Below are 397 nucleotides of genomic sequence, written 5' to 3'. Positions count from 1 at the left end.
CTTTCCTCTGGTCTTTCCTCCGGCTGATTCGTCGGAGATGCTCTCCAGGTTTCGCTGGAGATCCTCCCGTGAGTTCGCATGAGCGCCGGACGGTGCTTGCACCCGCGTGAAGCCGATCCCCCTCGGTGCGGGTGCCGACCCCCGAATGGAGCGTTTCTGATGAACACGATCATGCGTAAGAGCGTTCTTGGTGTTGCTGGTCTCGCGTTTGCCGGTGGCGTGTTCGCCGGTCCCGCGACCGCGCAGGCGGCCCCGTCGGTGGAGTCGACTCCGGTGGCAGTTGCCGTGCAGGCCGACAAGCCGTCGGTCGACAAGGCCAAGCTGATCCCGCACGGTGTGCAGGGCGCCCAGTCGCACGTCGACCTGTCCGACGAGCAGGTCGCCAACGTCAAGGCGA

General features: G+C 65.5%; 1 pseudogene. It reads left to right on the top strand.

From position 1 onward, the window contains the following. Positions 1 to 159 precede the first annotated feature (159 nt). Positions 160 to 397 (top strand): annotated as a pseudogene (locus ACPXCB_RS31580) (hypothetical protein); the annotation flags it as partial.

Origin of the sequence: Micromonospora sp. DT62 (assembly GCF_049847285.1) — a bacterium.
Lineage (GTDB): Bacteria > Actinomycetota > Actinomycetes > Mycobacteriales > Micromonosporaceae > Micromonospora > Micromonospora reichwaldensis.
The sequence above is the reverse complement of the archived record's forward strand: the minus strand, read 5'-3'. Positions and strand labels throughout refer to the sequence as shown.